Source organism: Duganella lactea (genome assembly GCF_009857505.1).
Taxonomy (GTDB): domain Bacteria; phylum Pseudomonadota; class Gammaproteobacteria; order Burkholderiales; family Burkholderiaceae_D; genus Rugamonas; species Rugamonas lactea.
In genome coordinates this window covers 1-22,013 of sequence record NZ_WWCP01000045.1, presented here as the reverse complement: position 1 = coordinate 22,013, position 22,013 = coordinate 1, and the positions used below count along the sequence as shown (strand labels likewise).

Genomic DNA, 22,013 nt, shown 5'->3' with positions numbered 1-22,013 from the left:
ATGGGGTATTTGCGCTATAATGTTAAATATACTTAACATAAAGTGAGTTGCGCCATGAACCTGGCCCAAATCGGCGGCGAAATCCACAGCAAGCGTATTCAAGCTGGCTTGCTGCAGGAGCATGTCGCCAAATTCGCCGGCTTGTCTCGCGTGACGATCAACCAGCTGGAGAACGGCACACTGAAGGACCTTGGCTACACCAAGCTGAAGGCGGTGATGGACATTCTCGGCCTGGACATGGAGACCGTGCAACCCTCGGGCCTGAAAAGCGCGCTGACGGTCGCCGCGCGTAGCATCAGCACCAGCTACCGGGACGTGATGACGCCGGACATGCTTTCGATGGTGCTGCGTTCCGGCCAGGCGCCGGAACAGTTCCAGCCCCACTTGATGGCCTTACTCGATGAGACGCCATTGCCGGTTGTGGTGAAAGCGGTCGCCGAGGCGGCCACACCCGACGTGCCCGCGAAGAAAATCATGAAAAACCTCAGCCTGTGGGCGAAACAGTGGAAAGTATGCAGAACGGTCTGGTGATGGTGGGCACGCCGGGTATTCCCCATACCTGGGAGACGCTGTTCTCCCAAGCGCTGAAGGTGATCAGCGAGATCGCCAGGCACGGCCGCGATGATCCCTTCTGGACCTTCGGCGGCGGTACCGTGCTCATGCTGCGCTATGGCCACCGCTTCAGCAAGGACATCGACATCTTTGTTCCGGATCCGCAGTCGCTCGGCTTCGTCACGCCGAGGCTAAGCGATGTCGCCGAATCCATCACCACCGACTACGTGGAGGCGGCAGGTTATGTCAAGCTGTACCTGCCTGAGGGTGAGATCGACTTCGTGGCCGCGCCAAATCTGACCGCGCCGGGATTTCAAATCGAGACGATCCTGGGGCATCAAGTTCGGGTCGAAACCTCGGTTGAAATCATCGCAAAAAAGATGTGGCACCGTGGCGATCGCATCACGGGGCGCGACATCTTCGATTTTGCCCTGATCGCGGAGCGCGAACCCGAGGTGCTGATGGAGGAGCGTAAGTTTATGACCCGGCACGCGACAGCGGTATTCCAGCAGCTCGACGAGCGATACACCCAGTTGAAACAGCAATTCGACGCGGTCGATGCGCTCAATTTCCACCTGACCTTTGACCAGGCAAGCCATACGTTAAAAGGCGTACTGACCGCCATGCTTGAAGCACCAGATCCGGGACGCGCCGACTCTCGGGCCGACGGAGATGCGTCCGACGAACCAATAAGTCCGGCCCCCTGATGCGCTACTCGCAGCCGCAAAAAATGCGCCGACCGAGAGCCTTGTTTTTTTCGCCAAAACGGCGTTAAGGTGATGATTTAAAAGTTGAATCCCGTATTCCTTCTTCTCCTTGATCATCGCCATTTGGTGCAATGCCGCGCAGTGCGTCAGCATAGAAATCTCGCACTTGCCCCCAAGCCTCCGGGATCTCGAAGCAATAGCTATCCTTCGGTAACGCCTCCAATTCCTCAAGGGTCATTGACTGTTCCCTCTCATGTTTGCTGATCGCGTTCTCTTTCGCGAACCATGCCAAGGACTGAAATTCCAGTGCCACTCGCCCGAAGTGCATTTCGCTAACACGAACCACACCTCGCATCAAGTCGCTCGGATCGATGCATAATTGGATTGCGCTCTGGCCGTCCATGATCATCGTGGCGTGGCTCCCGTGTTGGAGAAATAGCGACTTCAAATGTTCCATATCCATCATCACGAAGACCGCCACCTTCCCCGCGATGAAAGGAATCAGATTGTCCTGCTCAAGCGTTAGCGTAAATGGTAAGCACGGTACCCAGCCTGGATCGGCGGTGAGCATACGGGGCAAGACCCATGGGCGCACCAACTGATCAAGCTTCTCCATCCCGTCTATCGCTGTCACGGCTGCATAATGCAGCCCTGGCTCTGGCGATATGATGGAATATCCGTTGGCGCGGGCCTGGCGAATGCAATCGTTCATTAGATTTCGATAATCCGGACCATCAGGCATCGCAAGACGCTCGACGTTGTGCAACCCCTTGAACTTTTCGGCGCCGTCGTTTTGATAAAACGCCGTTATCTCCTTCAAAAGCTGTTGCTGTCTGGCCGCGCGCGCTCCTGATGTCTTGCTGCTTTTTACCTCGATTGGCAAAGGATCTGGGCCGGCCAACAAGCACACATCTCCTATACGGATCATGTTCGTGAGGTCAGACAGGACAACAGGGTGACTGTTCTGGATACAGGCTTCCAGAATCTCCCATTCGAGGTCAAATCCCTCTTTGCCGGTGATGAAGCCGGCCTCCTGTTTGACCTTGTAGTGCTGATCGTAAAGGAGCAATTTCAAATTATAAGGGCTTTGATAAACGCATGCCGCGCCATCTCCGAAACACTTCCACAGAAAGATCCAACGCCGAGAGTCATCGATAAGGACGAAGCAGTCTTCCAGCACCTGCTTGACCCGTTTCGATTCCGCTCGCTCCAGGCGATCCCTGCGCAACGAGGTTCGCAGCTTTGTCTCGATCTTACGCGCCCTGAGAATGACGCGCTCGCGCGAGCGAATCCGTTGTGCCAGATACTGCTGGAGTTCCAGTAGTACATCGAGCTTCTCCGAGTCTCCGGCCAGCGCGTTCAACAATGTCGCAGCGTGTTTGAGTTTGCGAACGTCGGCGTCAGACAGACGCAAGGATTCCACATCACTCATCTCGATCCTTTTCTAATTTACAGGCTACGGTTTATTTAGCTCGTGCACACGACGGATCATGCCTTGCTCCATCCTGTCCTTCGCAAACGAGACTGAGGCATCGAGATAGCGTAACGCCGACTTGATGTCCCGCCATCCTACATATTCCATGAGGCTCTTGACGTCCCAGCCATCGGACGCCGCCCAATTCGCGAAGCCCCGGCGCAGCGAATGGCCGCTGTATGCGCCAGCCGCAGCCAGGCCTCCATTTTTCAGCATTGCCCGCAACAGCGGCGCGATGCTGTCGATATGCAGGCCATTTTCCCCGACATGGCCCCAGCGGTCGATTGCTCGATAGACCGGGCCGGCGGTCAGCTGCGCGGCGCCGATCCATTCCAAATAGGCTTCGACCGGACACAGGCGCGACAACGCGGGCGCGCGGAAGGTGCTGCCGAGATTTTGTCGATCGACCTTGGTCCGCCCCAGGAAACAGCTGATGCCTTCGCCGGCGCTGGCCTCAATATGTTCAACGCGCAGTCGACTCAGTTCGTCGCTGCGAAATCCGCGCCAGAATCCTAGCAGGATCAGTGATTTGTCGCGCAGACTGCGCAGCTCGGCGGCGCGGTCGTTCCCGCACCGGGCGGCGTCGAGCGCGCGATCGAGCGCACCAACGACGCGCTCCAGTTCATCGAGCTGCAAGGGCTTCGCCTGCTTCTCCTGTGCTGGATGCAGCGCGCGGATGCCGCGCATGGCTTGGCGGACGATGGGTGCCTTGGTTGGGTCAGGAAACCCCTGTGCGTTGTGCCACTGGGCGAGCGCCGCCAGACGCTGCCGCAGGGTGCTGACGGCCAGCGTATCGGCATATTCCGCCAGATAGCGGGCCACGCCGTCGGCCGTGGCGGGCAGCAAGCCTTTCCATTGCACTTCGAAGTGCTCGATGGCGGCTCGGTAGCTCTGACGGGTGTTGTCTCGCGTCGCCGCTTCGATGTATTGATCGAGTTTTGACATGGATCAGTGGCCTACCTTGGCCTGGATATAGTTGAATATTGTTCGGGTCGCGTTGGCGGCCAGGTGGGCCTCAGGTTCACCCAGTAGGTCATCGAACGGGTGCGCGATGCTGCCGTTGTTGCGCAGGGAGTTGATGGCGTCGATCGCGTTCGCAAAACCCTGCAGGATGCGCACCAGGTCATTGTCATACGAGCCCAGGTCCTTGAGTATCGGGTGTGCCGTGCGCAAGGCCTTGAACAGTGCAGTCAACGAGGCATCATCGGCCACCGTGATCCCTCCCTCAACGCACAGGCTTCGAAAATAGCCGTGCAGCGCCGTGTGAAGGCGGTCGACCGCGCTGACCGGGCCGCTGACACGCATCAGATGCTCGGCATCATTGAGTGCAAGCATGACCACGCCGCCGCTCGACAGGCTGGGGGGCGCCTCTGTCTGGACACTTTGAAGATCCTTGCGCACAAAGATCGAAAGGTTCGGGATCGCCGTCAACAGGTGGCTGGTCAGCTTTGGATGATTGATGAGCTGGTCCACAACGTCCCAGCCCTCGCGGGCAAAACGCTCAAGCGCTTGCAGGACGCAGTCGCCGTAATCAGGGTCTCGCCAATGCAAGCTGCGCAGTAGCCGGTCGTGACGCTGGATGTAGTCGGAATGCCCGGACAAATGCCCGAACTCACGCCAGTCTTCCCCCGTGAACTCGCTGATGATCGCAGCCCGGAGCGCGAGGATCAGCGCACCGCGTTTTTTTGAATCACTGGTGTATTCGTCGAGCGTCACTATCGCTACCTCCACAACAAAGCATCAATGCAGCTGGCCAGCGGCAAAATTACAGGCAAGGCGTCAAAAAACGGTGGATTTTGAGCGTCACACCGGATAAGTCGATGTTATCCGATGTAAAATTCAAACGCAAATTGGCTTGAAAAAAGATATATAATAGTATGCAATAACGTGGTACGTAATATATTATCCTATTTCGCTCTCGGGAGAACCCATGGCTCGCATCGGACTGTATAAATCCGACGTCAAAAAGGCGCGTGACGCCCTGATTTCACAAGGCAACAACCCGTCGGTCGACGCGGTGCGCGTCGCCTTGGGGAACACCGGCTCTAAAACCACCATCCACAAATATCTCAAGGAGCTCGCAGCCGAAGACGGCGGCGCCGGCGGCAAGCGCACCTCGATCAGCGAAGCTCTACAGGACCTGGTCGAGCGTCTGGCTGCCAGGCTAGAGGACGAAGCACACCAGCGCATAGCGGCAGCACTGGCAGTATCAGACACAAAGGCGGCCGAACAAGCGGCGTCGCTGCAGGCTGCATTAAACGACAGTGCGCAGTTGCGGGCACGGATGCTGGAGCTGGAAGATGCTCTACAAGAGCAGGCAGACAAGTTGGTGGCCAGCCTCGCCGAAAAACAAAGGGAATCGACGGAACGCCAGATCGCCCAACAGCACGTATCAGACCTTCAGCAGCGCCTTGCAGAAAATGAAACGCATCGTCAGTCCCTGGAAGAGAAGCACCTACACGCGCGCCAGGCGCTGGAGCACTATCGTCAATCGGTAAAAGAGCAGCGTGACGCCGATATCCGGCGCCACGAGCACCAGATCCAGCAAGTCCAGGCCGAACTGCGCTTGACTCAGCAGACGATCGCCGTAAAACAAGACGAAACCACTCGCCTGAACCAGGAAGGCGCGAAACTGGTGTCCGAACTGGCTCACACTAAACAGTCGCTCTACGAGCAACTAACGCTGGGACGTAAGCTGGAGCAAAAAGTAGAAACGCTGCAATTACAGCAGCTGCACACCGCTGACACCGAGCGCCAACTTGCCAGTAAAATCGCCGAAACCGAACTCCTATCCGAGCAGCTAAAAGATACCAATATGCAGGTACGCGAACTCGAAATTTCGCTCGCGCATGCCAATGCCAAGTTGCAAGCACAGGAGCAAGTTGGAGAGCAGCTGCGAAGCTATTTCGACAAGATCGCAACGTCATCTGCCAACTCGGGGGCAGTCCGATGAGTGAGCGCGTCTATGCCACTAGTCACCCGATTCCGAACCTGACAAACAGCTTGTGTCCCGCAGCGCCCTATTCAGATTGATATGGCTGTTACGTTGCATAGCCAAGCGCTCGAAAATAGGCGTAACTATTCCTAATGAATTCGCCTATATGTAGATAAACAGGCGGCCAAAGGTGTGCGCCAGTCTTGGCAACGATGTACTTTGTCTCCTTTATGTTTCTTTATCATGTAAATATGCATTACAAATCTAATTCTGTCGCCTTGTATCGCTCAAAGCAATTAAGAAAATTGCCAAATAGCCTAATAATTTTTCTCAGAAAGGATGGCTGGAATTTTCGACCGACTGGAGGCACACTAGGGTGAATTAGCGTTTATTTAAAGCCGACTACAATGAAGAAATCCACTCCACTTCCGTTACACAGGTGACGCCCCGTTACAATATTCAGAACTGGGTGCTCAAGGTTTAGCTAGTCAGTTTGACATGATTGTTGTCCCGCTGGTGCATGATCCAAATGGTTTTGTCAACGAACTTGTTTGGCGGCTAATGTGACCCAAACTTTAGGGCACCTCGAATAACCTGAGATTCGGGAGCGAGTGCTAAAAAAGCCCCTGCGTAAGCGGCGATTCAGGCCTTGGTCGTGCCAGTTTTATGGCCATTCGGTGGTCCGCGCTGGCCATTTTCGGCGGTCCGGACGGACCTCGGGCGTCAGAACGCCACGATCCCGGCCTCCTTCAGATAGGAAAAGCGCTGCAAATTGTAGGTGGCGGCCTTCCAGTTCAGATGCAGCGTGGCGCGCGCCAAGCCAATCGAGCGCAACACCTTGCCACCTAGTTGCGCCAGACCGGCAAAGACATGCTCCACTCGGGCACGCGGCTTAGCGATGCGCTTGTTGCGCCGCTCCTGCGCCTCGGACAGCGGCTTGTCCTTGCTGCCTTTACGCTGGATATGCATGCGCCAGCCTTGTCCTTTGAGCCGTGCTTCCCGTTCGCCATCGACATAGCCCTTATCGGCATAGATATCGCGGCTGGTGTTGCCCGGATCAATCACCGTCTCGAAGTGCAAGGTGTCGTGCTCGCTAGCAGTGCTGATCTTGATACGGCGAATGAGCTTGTAGCGCTTGTCGGCATTGGCCGAGAGCTTGTAGCCGAAGTAGGACTTGCCGTGCTTCTTGGTCCAGCGGGCGTCGATGTCCTTCTGGCGCCGCTTCGCGGGCTTCCATTCGGCCGGCATCGCGTTTTCGCTCACGATAGCCTTTTCTTCCTTGTTGATCGACTGCCTGGGCGTTTGCACGATGCTCGCGTCGATCATCTGGCCACCGCGCGCCATATAGCCGTGGATCGACAACTGGCGATTGACCGCGTCAAAAATACTCTCGCTGGCGCCAGCCTGAATCAGGCGTTCTTTGAAGGTCCAGATCGTAGTCCGGTCGGGAATCTGGCTGCTGTGGCGCAGTCCGACAAAACGCTGGAAACTGAGGCGGTCGAGCAGTTGGAACTCCATCTGTTCATCGCTCAAATTGAAGAGCTGCTGAATCAGCAGCACGCGCACCATCAGCTCAGTGGGAAATGGTGGCCGGCCACCGCGCTCACGGCTGGGGCGCGGCGCAGCAGCGTCAACCGCTGCGGCCAGCGCCGCGAAATCGACATGCTGCTCCAGCACTCGCAGCGTATCGCCAAGCTCGTTGAGTTTCGCTTCGCGCTCCTGGTCGGCAAACAGGCTGTGTTTGATCATTGGAATCACGTCAGAATCGGGGCATCGACATCATGCCAGAGCTGGAGCGGTTTTTCGAGGTTCCCGTCTAAACTTTTATGCGGCCTTACGATGACTTACTGATCGTGATGGCAGCTCAGCGATCAGTTCCTCCAGTATGGCCTTAGCGCGAAACAAAGGCCAGCTGCGACGAGGGATATGATCGCACGGAACTAGACAATTAAGCAATCTTAGTGTTTCAACGATGTCGGCCGCATAATTACGTTATTTTGAATCTACGTCGGCCTAAGAGTTAGGTGAATATTCGGCCTATAGTTTCCAAATTCGCTAAAAGCTCGCCTGACTAAGGCCGCGACGTCGAGCGACGCTGGCCACCGCACTACGTTGGGCTCAACGGGGATGGTCAAAGACTTTGACTACTCCCAGCGCGGACAATGGCTTCGCGTCTTCCCCGAAGCGTACGGTATTTCTTGCCCTATCCCGCAGCTTGCTCGGGAATGTCTGATTCTTCATCCTGTAAACGGTTGTTGTGTGCGATCACTGTCGGTGTGCGATCACTTCGCTTGGTGTACCTATATTCGCCAATATTCCCACTTAGGTAAGCTTTCAGCATCTCGATCTTTAAGTAAGTACGAGCTTCGTAAAGCTCATGCTCGCTCATCAAGCGCCATATCGTTAGCGCTTCTTGATGTCTTGCGACGTCACGTAGCCGACTAGCTGTTTTATCGTCGTGCTGGCAGCCCGGTTTTGCAAATAGGAAATTTATGTGGCCAAAGTAATACGGTATCGCATTCTACAGCCAAACATTCTCTCCCTTTCTCACAAGTGGGCATATCCAGGCGTCGATGTTCTCGATCAGCATGAGGAACCGAGTCCCGTCCTGTGTACTCAGTTTGGCGGAGTAGCGACGGCCGTCAGCGTTTTTTGATCGATTGCGAGGTGACCGAGCCGGCCAGATGCTTTGTGGTCGCGCTGGAATTCGGGTTATGCAGGGCACCCGACGCTTTCGCTTCCATCGCCTTGCCCGTGGCCTTGTTGGTTCCTGCCTGCGCCAGGGCGCTGCCGGCCAAGCTGCGCTGGATGGCAGACGCATTTGGATTCGACAACGTGCGTCCAGCTGTCGACGCGACCTTCCCGCCTGTAGATTTTCTTGTCATAAAACCTCCATAAATAAGCTGGGTTACTATATGTAGTGAAATTTAATACTGAAGACACTATATCTTGTGGGTGATATATTGCAAGAATTTTTACTCGAAACGGCAAGTACGCATGCCGAAGCATTGAAAATCGGTAAAAAATCCGAGCGTGAAACCAACCGGCCGTTTGTCTAAATCATTTACCTTAATCCATTTAAGGTAAATGGTATGTTTTGACAGGTATAAATATACCTGTTAATGTACTAATACCGATTTCAGGACACCGCATGCCACGCCCACCCTTTTCCCTCACGGATGACCAGGCCCGCGCGATTGCCGGCGGCGTCGCCCAGCTGGCGCTCGACCATCCGACCGATCCCCAAAATCACCGCCCTTTCGTACGCGCGTTCATCCGGCTGGTGCATACGGCAAGGTTGTCCAGTCGAGTGGGCCTTACAAAGCGCCACAGCGCTACCCTGCCCCACATCATAAATACCCAGCGCGTCGGCTGACCGATTTGCAATCAGCTGGTCAAACTGCGTTGCAGTTAGCTGTGGCAAATAGTTGAGTGAATGTATTGCCTTCGCGCCTGAACTTGCCTTCTTCGATAATTTGTGGAGGTGGGCGACTGCTTTGATCGAGGCCATAAAATCGTTGGCATAATAATTCACCGCGAGTGACGGCCATCCTCTGGCGGGGCTGGGCAATTTCTCGGAAGTCCGACGCCGATCCTGCCATCAAGCACAGCGGGTGCTTTTCTGCTCGGTAGGTCGACGTACATCAAATAGGGTTCCAGTGACAGGCGGGCCTCAAACCGGTCTACCTCTCCTTGCAGCTCCCATCTCATCGGCGCCTTTGCGAATGCTGCCAGACATGGCACGCGCAGCGAAGAAATATCGTTTGCAGAAAACGGAAAAGCCACCTCCAGTGTGGCGATCTTGATGCTCTCATAGGGGTTGCGCGGCAGCTCCGCTTGCTAACCAGGCGTGAGCCAGCGTTCCCAAGCGCGGCGCATTTCATCGATATTGAACACATCGAACATCGGTTCGCTTCGCGCTCCTGGTCGGCAAACAGGCTGTGTTTGATCATTGGAATCAGGTCAGTACCGGGGTACCGATATCATGCCAGAGCTGGGGTGGTTTTTCGAGGTGCCCCTGAATCTGGCGATAAGGAGGGGTGAGGTGGTGATTCAAGTAGATGAATTTTCTTTGTTAAAATTTATGCTATTGTGGAAATATTGACTTTGGAGAGTGTGGTAAATCCAATCGCCAAATCAATCGAAATCTAGCCTATTTTATATTTAAAATAATCTTATGGAACAAATCATTATTGTTGGTCACCCGGATCCTTCGGACCCTATCTATAACAACAATTACGACCCAGGTGCAGCCCCCTCTGGAAACCATGAACGTCACGAGCATGACGAAGGTCCAAGGCATTATAATACCGAACCGGACGATATTGGCGGCCCGGGCGTTTTCTTCCCTACCACGGAAGCTAGAACGGTCCACATTACCTCGACTGCTCATGCTAGCGTAAGATTTGACCCAAACGCAGATCGTCTCGTTACTCAATCGTTGTTAACTGGATTTAATAGCATTATTGATTCGGTAAATAACATCACGAGTATCAATATTTCGGCGACGACCAATGGTCACGATGCAAAATCTAACCATGGCGTTGGCAACGCAGTTGATATCAATTACGCAAATGGCGTGCATATCGGTACAACCGGCGAAGGTCTTGCTTTAGCTACGGTGCTTGAGAATGCTGCTAAGGCAAATGACAACATCCGCTTTGTCGAAGGCCCTATGGGCAACTTCGTGCGAACTACACCGGGTGGTGAATGGAGGCCCTCAGGCGACCTAGGGCCGTCGCAGAATACTCATGTACACTTCGAAGTGTTTCCCAAGCGCTGATACCTATAGCTTTTCTGGACTTTCAAAATTCTGATCGTGCTAGTCATCTCATTGACTAGCATTATCTAGGCTAAAATATATTTTTATGAAATCCAGATTATACGAGATCTAAAATATGAAAAAAATAATTGCACTATCATTATTATTTTTTGTAGCGACTAGCGCTCTCGCTGGTGATACAAAATGGTCGTTTATGGGAGAATTTTCGAATATCGCTCGAGGTAACGAAAGCGGAGATTGCGATGGTTACGCTCTGCGCTTATGGAAACTCAGTAATACAGCAAGGGAAGACCAAGTTATCGGTATATTTACTCACGCAGATGGCCCCTGCGATAAGCTAGGTACGCCAATATATGGTGTTTTTTACTCATCGATCAATCAAACGATTTCTTTTTCAGCCCCCAATGACTCTCCGGCTGTATTGGAAACTGAAAGATTCTCTGGCAAGATTGAGTCGGACAAGATATCGGGAACTTTAACGATCTTTAATCATTATAAAAGAACAACATCAAAGAGCAGCTTGCTGTTGAAACGGCGCTAAAGCGACGTGTCTGCATCAGTTCGTGTGGTGTATAGGGCACCTCGAGAAACCTTCTTTTTCATCCTTGCGCACCTTCTGAGCCATTGATTCGTAAAAGAGCGATTTTCGGAAAACAGGTTATTCGAGGCCTCCCAAGAACTTGAAGCGAAGCTCAACGAGCTTGGCGACACGTTGCGGCTGCTGGAGCAGCATGTTGACTTTGCGGCGTTGGCCGCGTCGGTCTATCATGCCGCGCCGCGCCCCAGCCGCGAGCGCGGTGGTCGCCCGCCATTTCCCACCGAACTGATGGTGCGTGTGCTGCTGGTTCAACAGCTATTTAACCTGAGCGATGAGCAGATGGAATTCCAACTGCTCGACCGCCTCAGCTTCCAGCGTTTTGTCGGGCTATGGCACGCGGTGGCCAGATGATCGATGCGAGCAGCGTGCCAACGCCAAAGCAGTCGATCAACAAGGAAGAAAAGGCCATCGTAAGCGAGAACGCGATGCCGGCCGACTGGAAGCCCGCGAAGCGGCGACAAAAAGACATCGATGCACGCTGGACTAAGAAGCACGGCAAGTCCTATTTCGGCTACAAGCTCTCGGCCAATGCCGACAAGCGCTACAAACTCATTCGCAGGATCAAGATCAGCACCGCCAGCGAGCACGACACATTGCACTTCGAGACGGTGATTGATCCGGGCAACACCAGCCGCGATATCTATGCCGATAAGGGCTATGTCGATGGCGAACGGGAAGCACGGCTCAAAGGGCAAGGCTGGCGCATGCATATCCAGCGTAAAGGCAGCAAGGACAAGCCGCTGTCCGAGGCGCAGGAGCGCCGCAGGAGCGGTGCAACAAGCGCATCGCTAAGCCGCGTGCCCGAGTGAAGCATGTCTTTGCCGGTCTGGCGCAACTGGGCGGGAAGGTGCTGCGCTCGACAGGCTTGGCGCGCGCCACGCTGCATCTGAACTGGAAGGCCACCGCCTACAACTTGCAGCGCTTTTCTTACTTGAAGGAGGCCAAGATCGTGGCGTTCTGACGCCCGAGCTCCGCCCGGACCGCCGAAACTGGCACGTCTGGGCAACGAAATGGTCAGGAAGCCGGATACATGCATGCAAGCCATTTCGATTTACAAAAAGGGGCTTGCAAAAGGTGTCGGGTCCATAAATGCATGCATGCAAAATGCCCCTGAAAAACTCAATTTCTTCCTTCAAAATAAAGGCTTCTAGGATCAAAGTTGCAGAACAAGGCAGACATTCAGCGCTAATTTATGATAAGTGCGTGACATAGACCCGGCAATGCCGCGTGCCGCTGCCCGTTCCCGGGCGCCGGGAACGGGCTTGTTCCGTTAGGCCGCACTGGGAAACCATGATGTCGACCATCGACAGGACTCAATTCGCGTGGTATGCACTTTTGACGCTGCTGGTATCGGCCTGCTGCATGATGCTGGCCGATTATGTCCGGCTTCGGCATCGTTCCAGTGACATGCCGCAATCAGTTTCGGAGACCGTTGATTTTGTCGTGATTCTGGTCTGCGGAACTTTTGGCTGGTTCTCCGCTTGGCTCAACGATGGCTCCGCTCTGAGAACCCATGTATCGAATGCTCTGGGCGGACATGTAGACTTCCATCCGGGGGCACCATGGCGCAAAACGACGTCGGAAGATGACGCATCAGTTCGGAGGCCATGATCTTCTCTGCCAACGACCCCAGTATGAGCGAAATAAGCAGCGTCTGCGTGGACTGAGCGCCAGCGGTTCCTGGCCGGACCGCTGGCGCAGGACCGCGCGCTGCCTGAAGACGCACGCGTCTACGCCGTGATAGGCTGCGTAGACGCGCCGCGTGCCGGCCAGTTGACCGCCTGGCGGCCAATGAACACATGGTCTGCATCCAAGGACCGCTGGAATATTGGCCATGCGTGCCGTTCGGGCGCGCGCTGCCGTTGCACGACGTGGAGCTCGTGGCTTTACACACTTACGACAACTGTAGCTGCCTTAGCGCCGACGGCCGACAAATAATGCAGGCACTGGCGAAAGGCCGTCTGCAATTCGAACACAGCGTGACGCATTCATTTGTCGGACTGACCGCCCCCTGATCGAACTCAAATACCGCAATTTCAGCGGCAAGCTGCTGGTGAGCCTGTGACGCTGGGCTAGCCGGCAGTTGGGTTCAGGCTGCGCCGCATCAACAACGCTGCCATCCCCAGCAGCGCGGCGATCCACAACGGGAATGTCAGCAGCGGGTTGCGCCATTCAGTGGTTTCGGCCAGCGCCGGCGTGGCGCTGAATGTCGGCACTTGGTCAAAATCGCGGAAGCCGTAGCCGCCCAGGCAGGTGATCGGGCAAGGCACCCGTTCGTCGCCCAGCGCGGACAGCTGTATCACGCGCTGGAAGTAGTCGCGCAGGCGCTGCTGATGGCGCTGCACTTCCGCCAGAAAACGCTGATGACGCGTCTCGTCGTTGCCCGCGATGGTGGCCAGGGTCTGATGTGCCAGCGTGACCGGACTCAATAACAGCAAATCCTGAAACAGCCGCTGCTGGCGTTGCCTGGTCTGTTCGAATTGGCGATCGACGCCGGCCATCACTCGTTCGAGTTCCTGAGCGCGCTGTAGCCGCGATACGCTGGACGACACCTTGTCCAATGCCCCGGCCGGCTTCCAGTCCGGATGACTGTCGTAGAAGCGCGCCAGGCTGCTCAGCTTGTCGGCGGCCACTTGGTCGGCCGCGTCGCGCATGGCTTGCACATAGCGTTCGCGTTGCGGCACCGGCGCGGCCCATTGCAGCAACGCGGTCAGCAGGCCGGGCAGCAATATCGCCAGGCCCAACCAGCCTCCGAAGCCAGCGAACGCGGCGGTCACGCGGTTGCCGCAGACCGCGCACAGCACGATGGCGACCGCCGCCCAGAACAGCGAATACAGCAACACCACGCCGCTCCAGGCGGCCAGCGCGCCGATCCCGCCTGCGCTCCATGGCACCGCGCCGCACGCAAGCGCGCCAGCGATGCCGCAAGCGATCAGCACGGCAGTAGCGGCCAGCACCCGTGCGGCGACTTGCGCGACTAGCATGCGGCCCGGCTTCACACCCTGCAGTTGCAGCGCGCGCAGGCGTAGGCTTTCCCGGTCCTGGGTGAGCACCGAGGTGCTCAGGGCGAGCAGGCTCAAGGGCCACAAATAGACCACGAAGAACATCAGGTCGAAGCGGCCGGCCGCCAGCACTGCGGGATGTTCGATCTCCAGCGCGGTGCGCACCGACTCCATCGATTCGGCCCGCACCCGCACATACGGCGGCAGCAGGTCGGCTTGGCCGATGGCCAGCGCGGCGCCCGGCAGCGCCGGCTTGGTCGCAAAGCCGACATGCTCGCGGAAGGCATAGCCGCGCACGTCGACCGGCGTGCGATACCATTGAAGACCGGCGAATTCCGGCGCCGCCGGGTTGGCGAAATAGCGCAGCGCTAGCGTGTTGGCATCGATGCGCGCCATCACCTCCTGCCCCGCCGCCGCCGCCACTGCCTCACGGCTCTGGCCGGCGAAACGCGCACCCTCATACAGTCCGAAGGCGGCTAACAGCAAACTGAGCAGCATCAGCGCCAGCGTGCCGCGCTCGCGCAGCTGGCTGCGCAGGTCGTAGATTATCAGGGGAAAAATCTGCTTCATCGTAAATTTCCATTACGTAGATGACGCAAGCCGGCCGCGCACAAGAGCAGGCTTGCAGTGAAGAGGGCCAGCAGCGGCAGCAAGCTGCGTTGGAACAGGCCGCCTAGGTCGATCGCGTCGAACACGAAGCGGAATGGCGCCACCTGGTTCCACAGCGACTGGTCGCCGTCGTAGCGAACGCCATCGTGTTCGCGATGGGCGGTGATGGCCTTGTTGAGCACCAGCTGTATCGCGCGGCGCTGCTGTTCGGCGCCCTGGATGAACTGGATGTGATGATCGGTGTCGCTGCCCGCCGCCGCGCTAGACAGGCCCGCGACCGCCATCGAGGGCGACAGCCAGCCGGCCGCCGCCGCCGCCGCGGTCTGCCGCCGCATGGCGTTGAACAACCGTCCGTAATAATCGTCGAACACCTGGTCGCCATGGTTCTCGCCACGCTGCAGGCTGATCCCGGCCCAGTTGACCGGCAGATCCTTGACGTCGGCGACGCCATACTCGCGCAGCAATTGCTGCTGGTCGAGCCTAGCCTGTGCCGGATCATCTGGCATGCTTAGCGCGTTATCGAGATCGGCGCGGAACTTTTGCATGGTCGGCAGCGGCGCCGCCAGTTGCGACAGTTCAACCGCCGCGCGCGGAATCACCAGCGTGGTCAGCGCCCACAAGCCGATCAACATGGCCAAGCTGGTGCGCAAATTGGCACAAAAGGCGGACAGCGCCGCGATCAGCGCCGCCCAGATCGCCAGATACAGCAGATAGCCGATCGCGAACAGGCCGGCCCGCAAGGCGCCGTCGCTGAAAGGGCTGCGGCCATCCATGCTCCATTCCAGGACGGCCACCACGATGCACGCCGGCGCGGCCAGCACCATCGCCAGGCATAGCAGCACCGCGCCTCTGGCCAGCGCTAGTGCGCCGAGCGGCGCGCCATTGATGCGCAATGCTGCCAGCGTGCCGCGCTCGCGCTCTCCGGCGAACATACCGAAGCCGAGAAAGATCATCGCCATCGGCGCGACCACCTGCAACACCAGCGCGGGATTGAGCCGGAACTGGCGATTGACGCCCGGCTCGTCGTTGGCCGGACGGTAGACCAGCTCGTTCTGCTTGTGCGCCTCCAGCCACACGCTGGTGCCCACATAGTGTTCGATGCCCGGATCGAGCGCGGCCAGCGCCGACAAGGGCTTGAACACGTACACGCCGTAATGGGCCGCTGCGTGCGGATATTTTTTTCCCTGTTGCGACCAGCGCTGCTGCTCGGCCTGTTGGGCGTCCTCGCGTGCCGCCAGCGTTGCGCGCAGTTCCAGCGATGACAATAGAGCGGCGCAACCCGCCAGCGCCACGCCCACGCCCAGCACCAGCCACACGCGCCAGTCGCGCCGGCGCTCGCGCCAGTCGGCCAGCCAGGCGCTGGAAAAAGCCAGCAGCCAGCGCCGTGCGCCGTGGCGCCGTTCAGGCGCTGCGGGCGAGGATGTCAAGGTAGTTGCGTTCAAGTTCGCCTGCATTCAATTCTCCCAATTTCCATTCCCCGGCCAGTTGGCCTCCCACCAGCATGCCGCAACGGTCCGCCAGCTCCTGCGCCCTGAACAAATCATGGGTGGCCATCAGCACCGCCGCCCCGCCATCGGCCAGTTCGCGCACCAGATCGCCGAACGCCACGCTGGCCTCCGGATCGAGGCCGGATGTCGGTTCGTCCAGCACCAGCACCTTGGCGCCCTTGGCCAGCGCCATCACGATGCCGACCTTCTGGCGCATGCCCTTCGAATAGCTTTGGGCCAGCCGGTGCCATGCGTGCTCCGGCAGGCCCGCAACCGCCAGCAGGCTTGCGATGTGACGGCGGCTGGTTTTGACGCCGGCCAGCCGCATGAAGAACTCGACGTTTTCCACGCCGGTGAGGCGTTCATACAAAGCGACGTTCTCGGCGATGTAGGCTGCGTGTTCCACGGCGGCGCGCGCCGGCGGCAGCGATGAACCGGCTAGGCGTATCGATCCGGCGTCGGCCTCGACGAAGCCGAGCACACAGCCGATGGTGGTCGATTTTCCGGCGCCGTTCGGTCCTAGCAGGGCGTATATCTCGCCGCCGTGCACGTGCAGGTCCAGGTTGTCGATTACGGTCCTGCCGCCGTAGCGCTTGTGCAGTTTTTCGATGCGTATCATGCGGGCTCCCTAAAAGGCATAGCGCATTTCGGCAAACAGCGTGCGGCCCGGATAGGGATGCAGCTGGTAGGACTGGTTGTTATTGAGGTTGTCAACACCGATGGCCAGCTCGGTATCCTTGCGCGGCTTGAGCAACAGCCGCACGTCGACCTGGCTGACGCGCGAGACCGCGCCGTAGACATCGCTGTTGTAGTCGGTGTTGTTGATCTCGTTGTACTGCGCGCTTGAATAGCGGTAGGTGGACGACACGCTCCAGTTATCGGACGGCGCATACACCAACGTGCTGGCCGAACGCACGCGCGGCACGCGCGACCAATCCTTGCCCACCGAGGGCTGATAATTGTCGTTTTCCAGTATCTTTGAGCGGGTGTAGGCGATATTCGCCTCGGCGCTCAGGCCGTCCACGAACAGGCGGTTGATTTGCCCGAACAGTTCCAGCCCGCGCGTGCGCACCCGGCCGACGTTCTGGACGTTTGTCACGTTGGGATACACATTCAGATTCAGTTGGCTCCAGATGGTGTTGCGGATGTCATCCTGGAACAGCGACGCGCGCAGGCTGCCAAGGCTGTAGCGCCGCTCGGCCGACAGCTCCAGCGCGGTGGAGCGCTCCGACTTCAGATTGGGATCGTTGACGGTAATGCTGCTGCCCGCCGCGGTGCCCTGGAATAGTTCGGTCACGGTGGCGAAGCGGGTGCCGCGGCCGGCCGAGGCGCGCAAGGTGGTGGCGGCGTCCACGTCCCAGCTCAGCGACAGTTTCGGCGACCATGCTCGCTCGCTGCGGCGCGCATAGTTAACGGTGCTGCCGCCGGTCACGCGCTGCACGCCATCGCTGGCTTGCCACGCTTCGGCGCGCAGGCCGAATACCGCCTGCCATTGCGGCGCGAAGCGCCAGGCGTCTTGCCCGAACAGGGCCAGCGTTCGGGTCTGGCCGCCCACGAACTGGGCCTCGCTGCCGCTGGCGTTGCGCCAGTCGGCGGTGTTGAGGGTCGCCTGCTGGAGCTTGTAATCGTCGCCATGCAGGCCGAAGGTGACGGCGTGCAGGCCGCCGCCCCAGTCGCCGGCGACCGGCGTGTAGGTGGCGACCGCATCGAGGGAATTGAAGCCGCTGCCATCGCGTAGCACCGCCGTGCCGGCGCCGCCGCCGGCGGCCACCGGATCGGCAGTGCTGGCATTGCGCTGCACGTCATCGAGGATGCGGTAGCTGCCGACAGAGACGCTGGTGTTCCAGCCGGCTTTGTTACGCGTCTTCAGGGTCAGGCCGACCTGGGCGTGGTGCTCATCGCGCGTGTAGGGCGCGAAGGTTGATGCGGGAATCATGAACACATTAATGCCATCGGTGACGCGGCCCGACCAGACCACATTGCCGGCGGCGTCGCGCAGGAAGGTCTGGTTGCGCGTGACGCTGTCGTTGCCCCACCAGGCCACGAAGCCTTCGACGCTCAGCATGGGACTGATATCGTAGCCCAGCGTGGCCTTGGCCGTGTTCTGGATGGTGTGGTCGATGGCACCGGTGTTAGCGCCGAAGATGGCGCGCCGCATGCCGTATGGGCCTGTGTCGTAGACGATGCCACTGACCGGCGTGGCGGCCGCGCCGGCGGCCACCGTGAACACGCCGGCAGCGTTGGCGTTCGCCCCGTAGTAGGACATCGGCTGGCTGGTGGCGTCCTGGTGATTGAGCATCAGCTTGTACCACAGGCCCGACGCCAGCTTTTCGCCCAGCAGCGCCGAGGCCTGGTAGTTACGGTAGTGGTCCTTGACGCCGTATTGATCGGAGGCCTGGTCCTGGCCGACGATCCTGACCGAGCCGGAAAACGCGCTCGGACGGCTGGTGGTGACAGCGATGGTGGTGCCGATCGAATTGCCGGGATAGAGCGCGGAGAACGGGCCATACAGCACGTCCACGCGGCTCATTTCCTCCGGCGCGATCATGTTCCAGCGCGGCGCATCGAAGCGGCCCAGGAAGTTCGACAGCATATAGCCGTCCATGTACACCAGCGCGCGCGGCGCCTGTACGGTGGAGAAGCTGCGTCCGCCCACCAGCGCGTTGCGGTCGCCACTGTAGCGCTTGCGTATCGTCATGCTGGGCATGTTGCGCAACGCATCCTCGGGATTGAAGATGTTCTGCTGCTCGCGCAATTCCTCCCGGGTTTTGCTGGCGACGGTGGTTGGCAGGTTCGGATCGAGCGTGCGGCGTATGCTGTTGACGTTCACAGTCTGCAATGCTGGTTCGTCGGCTAAGTCATCTGTTTGAGCGTAGGCGGCGGGAGCGAGCGCGAACGAAATCGCCAGGGCCATAGGCCATATTGTGGTTTTCATCGATTGAGTAGGTAGGATTGGGAAATCGAGCACATTTATTAAATGCAACTAACTTGCATCATAAATGGACATGATCTTTAACGCAATAAAATTGCATTAATAATTAGGCCGCTGCAGCGATTTAAAGACCGCGGCGAGGTACATCGCGATGGTGAACGCGACGATGGCCATGCCGATGATGCTCATCCTGTGCTCCTGCGACGCGCAGGCGGCACACGCCGTCTGTTCAACTCGGCTTGAAGCACGTCGAGCAGATCGTCGGGGCGAATAAATTTGGAAAATTCAAATGGCCGGATTGGACGACTGATTAGCCTGTAAGGAGCACATTTTGGCTTAATGCCGATCTACGATGTTAATCATCGAAAATCGGGAACGGATCTACAAAATGTCTTCACTAAACAAAGAGTCAACCACAGTAGTAATTATCGGAGCCGGAGTATCTGGCTTGACCCTAGCGAACATTCTCGTCAGGCAGAAAATTAGTTGCATCGTGCTAGAGCAGCGAAGCTTGGACTATCTTGAGCAGCGTCAGCGTGCTGGCACTGTTGAAGCTCGGGCGGTGAAGATGTTTGAGCGCTGGGGCATGGGAAAAGTAGTGGACGTCGGCGCTCCGTACGACGGCAGGTCCGAGTTTAGGCTTGACGGGATTCCGTATATCTTTGACGAGAATAGGTTCAACGAGAATGACCTTCCTGCAATGCGGTTATGCCCCCAGCAAGTGCTCGTAAGGACGCTGGTTGGAGCTTTTAAGGAAGCTTGCGGTGATCTCAGGTTTGAATCGAGCAATGTACAGCTAAGCGGGTTAGACACCGATAAGCCTGTAGTGCGGTACATTGACAAATCAGGCGCCGCGCGCGAGTTGACTTGCGACTTTGTCGCTGGTTGCGATGGCTTCCACGGAGTGAGCCGCAGGAGTATTCCGGAATCGATGCTGACCGCCACGAGTCGGGACTATGGCGTCGCGTGGCTTAACGTGCTTGCCGACGTGCCGCCAAGAATAGTGATGGCGATGTCTGATAGCGGCTTCGCAGCACAATTCCCGCGAGGCCCTCACAGCCGCTTTTATTTGCAATGCTCGGTCAACGATACCGAGGCTGACTGGCCAGATGAACGAATCTGGACCGCTCTTCGTGAGCGCATGGGTGAGCCTGCATTGGCCGCAGGGAACATACACGATCGCCTAGTCTTTCCGCTGCGAAGTACCGTGTTCGAGCCAATGAGCTACGGTCGTCTGTATTTGGTGGGCGATGCCGCCCACATAATCTCCCCTGTTGGTGGTAAAGGAATGAATCTGGCGTTGTTTGATGCTGATACCCTTGCGTCAGCATTGACCGATCAGATTAAGCATGGCAGCGGCGAGGCATTGCAGAACTACTCCAACGTATGCCTAAAGCGTACATGGAACTATCAGGAGTTCTCCGCATCGCTGGTAGATATGCTTCACAACGCTGGCGACAACTCCAACGCTGGCGCATTTGGAAGGAAACTGGCCCGAGCGCGATTTGAGCGCATGTTTAGTTCCATAAACGCCGCTCGCAGCTATTCGGAATTAATTGCAGGCATGGCCTAATTGGGGCCAATTATTCGTTATCACCAAAATGGAAAGAACTTAAAATGGACACTTCTTCACCAAGCGTACTTATCGCGGGTATGGGCGTAGCTGGACTTGCCATCGCTAGGCTGTTGAGAAAGGACGGATGGCAAACTACGGTTGTCGAAAGGGCCGCGTCCCCCCGAATGGGAGGGCAGCCAGTGGACGTGAGGGGACCCGCTCTTGATGTCGCCGACCAGATGGGTATCCTAGGTGGGTTGAGAGCTGTTCGCACCAGAGTTCGCGGTATGTCCGTCGTAGACAGCAATGGCGTTGAACTGGAAAGAAACACTGACTGGACGTTGGGTACGGGCGCGTTGGAGTCCCCAGATATCGAGGTATTGCGAGACGACATTATGCTTCTTCTCAGAGGCGGGGACGGTTACAATTCTGAGGAAATATTTGGCGACTCAGTTACAGGCTTGGAACAAGACACAAATGGTGTCGAGGTTAGTTTCGAAAAATCGTCTTCACGTAGATTTGACTTGGTAATAGGTGCCGATGGACTCCATTCCAAGGTCCGCCTGGCCGCCTTCGGCGACAACCGACGATACGTTAGGCATATGGGACAGTACCTGGCCGTGTTCACCTGTCCAAATTTTATGGGCCTCGATCACTGGCAAAACTGGTACAGGAGCGAGGACAGTAATTATCTCGCGTTCCCGGTGCGGGACAATTCCGCATTGCGAGCAGGCATCTGGTTCAATAGCGACGAGATATCTCGTGATGGCTTTTCTGCTGAAGACCAGAAGCACCTAACAGCAAATCGCATGGCAGGCATCGGCGGGCACGTCCCGAGACTGATGCAGGAAATGTTGCAGGCCGACGATTTCTATTTTTCTCCGATTGCGCAGGTCCACATGGACAATTACTCGAATGGGCGCGTCGTCTTGCTTGGAGACGCGTGTTACTGCGCATCACCGTTCTCTGGCCAGGGCACCAGTCTGGCCCTGATAGGGGCTCACATACTTGCAAGCGAGCTGCGCGCAAAAGAACGGGACTTCGGTGAAGCCTTCCGCTCCTACGAATCTAGAATGCGCCCCTTCGTTAAGATTAATCAAGAAATAGTCGGATTGGACAGAGCTGATCCCGGCTACCTCGAGGCTTTTAATAAAGCCAAGTCGGCCATTGTTATTTAGCGTTTGGGTTGTGCCGTCAGGTTCGCGGGTCGCTTACCTGACGGCATTTTTCCTCATAGATGATCCTTTTCTGTTGGGGGCCTCGAAAAACCGGCCCGGCCGTGGCATGATGTCAGCGCATCAACCTTGACGACTCTGCCATGATGAAACCCAACCTTTTTGCTGCGCAGGAGCGCGAAGCCAAGCTGACGAAGCTGGGCG

Annotated in this window: 18 protein-coding genes and 1 pseudogene; 9 read left to right on the top strand and 10 right to left on the bottom strand. The window is 57.4% G+C overall.

The features are described from left to right. Positions 1-54 precede the first annotated feature (54 nt). Both GTP44_RS23930 and GTP44_RS23925 read left to right on the top strand, forming a co-directional pair. Entirely contained in the window at positions 55-531 is a 477-nt protein-coding gene (locus tag GTP44_RS23930) for a helix-turn-helix domain-containing protein (protein WP_161021389.1), read from the top strand. Next, entirely contained in the window at positions 513-1,259 is a 747-nt protein-coding gene (locus tag GTP44_RS23925) for a nucleotidyl transferase AbiEii/AbiGii toxin family protein (RefSeq protein ID WP_229257057.1), read from the top strand. The genes GTP44_RS23930 and GTP44_RS23925 overlap by 19 nt, the downstream gene beginning before the upstream one ends. A gap of 64 nt (positions 1,260-1,323) precedes the next feature. On the opposite strand, the gene GTP44_RS23920 is transcribed toward GTP44_RS23925, so the two are convergent. The 3 genes from GTP44_RS23920 to GTP44_RS28290 are packed head-to-tail and all read right to left on the bottom strand — an operon-like array spanning position 1,324 to position 4,449. After that, positions 1,324-2,691 (bottom strand): hypothetical protein, encoded by a 1,368-nt coding sequence (locus GTP44_RS23920; RefSeq protein ID WP_161021388.1) that lies wholly within the window; start codon positions 2,689-2,691, stop codon positions 1,324-1,326. A 24-nt stretch (positions 2,692-2,715) separates the two neighbouring features. Further along, positions 2,716-3,678, bottom strand: coding sequence for a tyrosine-type recombinase/integrase (locus GTP44_RS23915; protein WP_161021387.1), 963 nt, complete (start codon positions 3,676-3,678; stop codon positions 2,716-2,718). 3 nt (positions 3,679-3,681) lie between these two features. After that, the gene (locus tag GTP44_RS28290; RefSeq protein ID WP_161021386.1) at positions 3,682-4,449 is read right to left on the bottom strand and encodes an abortive infection family protein; all 768 of its coding nucleotides are present in this window, start codon (positions 4,447-4,449) and stop codon (positions 3,682-3,684) included. 214 nt (positions 4,450-4,663) lie between these two features. Between GTP44_RS28290 and GTP44_RS23905 the strand changes: the two genes are divergently transcribed. Next, on the top strand, positions 4,664-5,686 hold the full coding sequence (locus GTP44_RS23905) for a DNA-binding protein (protein WP_161021385.1): 1,023 nt from the start codon (positions 4,664-4,666) through the stop codon (positions 5,684-5,686). 705 nt (positions 5,687-6,391) lie between these two features. On the opposite strand, the gene GTP44_RS23900 is transcribed toward GTP44_RS23905, so the two are convergent. From GTP44_RS23900 to GTP44_RS23890, 3 genes are all read right to left on the bottom strand, one after another. Next, positions 6,392-7,417: an IS5 family transposase gene (locus GTP44_RS23900; RefSeq protein WP_161021384.1), complete on the bottom strand. Its 1,026-nt coding sequence runs from the start codon at positions 7,415-7,417 to the stop codon at positions 6,392-6,394. 893 nt (positions 7,418-8,310) lie between these two features. Further along, positions 8,311-8,553, bottom strand: coding sequence for a hypothetical protein (locus tag GTP44_RS23895; RefSeq protein ID WP_161021383.1), 243 nt, complete (start codon positions 8,551-8,553; stop codon positions 8,311-8,313). 254 nt (positions 8,554-8,807) lie between these two features. After that, positions 8,808-9,203 carry a hypothetical protein gene (locus GTP44_RS23890; protein ID WP_161021382.1) on the bottom strand — a complete coding sequence of 132 codons (396 nt, stop codon included), beginning with the start codon at positions 9,201-9,203 and terminating at the stop codon, positions 8,808-8,810. Between the two features lie 642 nt (positions 9,204-9,845). Here GTP44_RS23890 and GTP44_RS23885 point away from each other — a divergent pair. The 4 genes and pseudogenes from GTP44_RS23885 (at position 9,846) to GTP44_RS23870 (ending at position 12,660) form a co-directional block, all read left to right on the top strand. Next, entirely contained in the window at positions 9,846-10,451 is a 606-nt protein-coding gene (locus tag GTP44_RS23885; protein ID WP_161021381.1) for a hypothetical protein, read from the top strand. Between the two features lie 115 nt (positions 10,452-10,566). After that, complete coding sequence (locus GTP44_RS23880) at positions 10,567-10,992, top strand: hypothetical protein (RefSeq protein ID WP_161021380.1); 426 nt, start codon at positions 10,567-10,569, stop codon at positions 10,990-10,992. 147 nt (positions 10,993-11,139) lie between these two features. Next, positions 11,140-12,010: pseudogene (locus GTP44_RS23875) on the top strand (IS5 family transposase); the annotation flags it as partial. A 329-nt stretch (positions 12,011-12,339) separates the two neighbouring features. Beyond that, positions 12,340-12,660, top strand: a complete 321-nt coding sequence (locus GTP44_RS23870; protein WP_161021379.1) for a hypothetical protein — start codon at positions 12,340-12,342, stop codon at positions 12,658-12,660. A 461-nt stretch (positions 12,661-13,121) separates the two neighbouring features. On the opposite strand, the gene GTP44_RS23865 is transcribed toward GTP44_RS23870, so the two are convergent. The 4 genes from GTP44_RS23865 to GTP44_RS23850 are packed head-to-tail and all read right to left on the bottom strand — an operon-like array spanning position 13,122 to position 18,977. After that, entirely contained in the window at positions 13,122-14,621 is a 1,500-nt protein-coding gene (locus GTP44_RS23865; protein WP_161021378.1) for a DUF3526 domain-containing protein, read from the bottom strand. Then, positions 14,618-16,102, bottom strand: coding sequence for a DUF3526 domain-containing protein (locus tag GTP44_RS23860; protein WP_161021377.1), 1,485 nt, complete (start codon positions 16,100-16,102; stop codon positions 14,618-14,620). The genes GTP44_RS23865 and GTP44_RS23860 overlap by 4 nt, the downstream gene beginning before the upstream one ends. Further along, a complete protein-coding gene (locus tag GTP44_RS23855; RefSeq protein WP_161021376.1) occupies positions 16,062-16,766 on the bottom strand; it encodes an ABC transporter ATP-binding protein in 705 nt (234 codons plus the stop codon). The genes GTP44_RS23860 and GTP44_RS23855 overlap by 41 nt, the downstream gene beginning before the upstream one ends. A 9-nt stretch (positions 16,767-16,775) precedes the next feature. Continuing rightward, positions 16,776-18,977 (bottom strand): TonB-dependent receptor, encoded by a 2,202-nt coding sequence (locus GTP44_RS23850; RefSeq protein WP_371867310.1) that lies wholly within the window; start codon positions 18,975-18,977, stop codon positions 16,776-16,778. Positions 18,978-19,431: 454 nt separating this feature from the next. On the opposite strand from GTP44_RS23850, the gene GTP44_RS23845 reads away from it, so the two are divergent. Both GTP44_RS23845 and GTP44_RS23840 read left to right on the top strand, forming a co-directional pair. Continuing rightward, positions 19,432-20,652, top strand: coding sequence for a 4-hydroxybenzoate 3-monooxygenase (locus GTP44_RS23845; RefSeq protein ID WP_202424207.1), 1,221 nt, complete (start codon positions 19,432-19,434; stop codon positions 20,650-20,652). Between the two features lie 44 nt (positions 20,653-20,696). Continuing rightward, entirely contained in the window at positions 20,697-21,812 is a 1,116-nt protein-coding gene (locus GTP44_RS23840) for an FAD-dependent monooxygenase (RefSeq protein ID WP_161021374.1), read from the top strand. Positions 21,813-22,013 lie beyond the last annotated feature (201 nt).

What these genes read in the sequence shown, in the direction of transcription:
- GTP44_RS23930 (WP_161021389.1), top strand. Translation starts at nt 55, where the DNA reads ATGAACCTGGCCCAAATCGGCGGCGAAATCCACAGCAAGCGTATTCAA.
- GTP44_RS23925 (WP_229257057.1), top strand. Translation starts at nt 513, where the DNA reads ATGCAGAACGGTCTGGTGATGGTGGGCACGCCGGGTATTCCCCATACC.
- GTP44_RS23920 (WP_161021388.1), bottom strand. Translation starts at nt 2,691, where the DNA reads ATGAGTGATGTGGAATCCTTGCGTCTGTCTGACGCCGACGTTCGCAAA.
- GTP44_RS23915 (WP_161021387.1), bottom strand. Translation starts at nt 3,678, where the DNA reads ATGTCAAAACTCGATCAATACATCGAAGCGGCGACGCGAGACAACACC.
- GTP44_RS23905 (WP_161021385.1), top strand. Translation starts at nt 4,664, where the DNA reads ATGGCTCGCATCGGACTGTATAAATCCGACGTCAAAAAGGCGCGTGAC.
- GTP44_RS23900 (WP_161021384.1), bottom strand. Translation starts at nt 7,417, where the DNA reads ATGATCAAACACAGCCTGTTTGCCGACCAGGAGCGCGAAGCGAAACTC.
- GTP44_RS23895 (WP_161021383.1), bottom strand. Translation starts at nt 8,553, where the DNA reads ATGACAAGAAAATCTACAGGCGGGAAGGTCGCGTCGACAGCTGGACGC.
- GTP44_RS23885 (WP_161021381.1), top strand. Translation starts at nt 9,846, where the DNA reads ATGGAACAAATCATTATTGTTGGTCACCCGGATCCTTCGGACCCTATC.
- GTP44_RS23880 (WP_161021380.1), top strand. Translation starts at nt 10,567, where the DNA reads ATGAAAAAAATAATTGCACTATCATTATTATTTTTTGTAGCGACTAGC.
- GTP44_RS23870 (WP_161021379.1), top strand. Translation starts at nt 12,340, where the DNA reads ATGATGTCGACCATCGACAGGACTCAATTCGCGTGGTATGCACTTTTG.
- GTP44_RS23865 (WP_161021378.1), bottom strand. Translation starts at nt 14,621, where the DNA reads ATGAAGCAGATTTTTCCCCTGATAATCTACGACCTGCGCAGCCAGCTG.
- GTP44_RS23855 (WP_161021376.1), bottom strand. Translation starts at nt 16,766, where the DNA reads ATGATACGCATCGAAAAACTGCACAAGCGCTACGGCGGCAGGACCGTA.
- GTP44_RS23845 (WP_202424207.1), top strand. Translation starts at nt 19,432, where the DNA reads ATGTTAATCATCGAAAATCGGGAACGGATCTACAAAATGTCTTCACTA.
- GTP44_RS23840 (WP_161021374.1), top strand. Translation starts at nt 20,697, where the DNA reads ATGGACACTTCTTCACCAAGCGTACTTATCGCGGGTATGGGCGTAGCT.